The sequence below is a fragment of the Aureibaculum marinum genome, assembly GCF_003813905.1.
GTDB lineage: Bacteria > Bacteroidota > Bacteroidia > Flavobacteriales > Flavobacteriaceae > Aureibaculum > Aureibaculum marinum.
In genome coordinates, this window is the sequence record NZ_RPFJ01000061.1 from 1 (window position 1) to 1,053 (window position 1,053).

At 29.1% G+C, this 1,053-nt stretch carries 1 protein-coding gene; it reads left to right on the forward strand.

Annotated elements, in window-relative coordinates:
• Positions 1–119: 119 nt before the first annotated feature.
• Positions 120–800, forward strand: a complete 681-nt coding sequence (locus EGM88_RS14615) for a tetratricopeptide repeat protein (protein ID WP_123899168.1) — start codon at positions 120–122, stop codon at positions 798–800.
• Positions 801–1,053: the final 253 nt, after the last annotated feature.

Genomic DNA, 1,053 nt, shown 5'->3' on the forward strand with positions numbered 1-1,053 from the left:
AGTTATTTTACTCACTAACTCAAAGGAAACTTCCTTTGAGTTCCGTTTAACAACAACTAACACTATGTAAAGAGAATAAAACTAACGTTTTACTATCTTTACACATCTTATTGTAAGTAATGCGAAAATACTCAATCTACATATTATTTATTTTTATAAATTACAGTTCCTGCGATGTAATAACTGCTGAAAAATATTATGATTTAGCTTTTGAATTGGATGAAAAGGGGGAATATAAAAAAGCCATTGAGTATTATAACAAGGCAATTGAACAAAAGCCTGAATTTAGACCAGCCTTATTAAACAGAGGTGCTGATAAATCTGCTCTTAAAGACCATATTGGAGCAATTAAAGATTATGAGAAAATAATAGCTTTTGATTCAGACAACACATTGGCTTTAATGAATATCGGAAATGGTTATAAAAGACTAAATCAGTACGAAAAATCAATAGATTATTATTCCAAGGCACTTGAAACCAAAGGAGCAATCAATTTTGAAAACATTCGTCTAGAGTTCAATAAATGGGATACAGATTCGGACTACTTCGTTGATAAACAAGAAATTAAATATGAGCGGGGGATTTCTTACGCATTGAATAAACAATATGAATTAGCAATCTTGGATTTAGAGGAAGTTTTGAAATATAATTTTGAAATAGCAAATACATCAATTTGGCTTGGGGAATCGTATTTATATTTAAGTGACACTTTAAACGCAAAAAAACATTTAACTGTAGCAGAAAATTTGGGAATGACTGATGCGAAGGAATTATTGAAAAAATTTCAGGAAAACAAATGAATCTAATGTCGAATATTTTTAAATGGCTTTTTATAATCTTATTCTTTCCTCTTTCCTTAATATTTGTCGCATACTATAAACAGAAAAAAGCAAAAAAAGAATACTGGAATAAAGAAACGGCTGAATGAAGCACTACTTACAACAATGTATCCTATGAAAAGCACTAGTCACTCACTTCAAAGTTAATATTTTATTTTTAATTATTACATAATGATGTTTTTGGGGTGTTAAATTGTTGATAATCCTTTTTACC

Bases quoted from the DNA above. Each gene is read 5' to 3' on its own strand.
- EGM88_RS14615 (WP_123899168.1), top strand. From the start codon at position 120: ATGCGAAAATACTCAATCTACATATTATTTATTTTTATAAATTACAGT.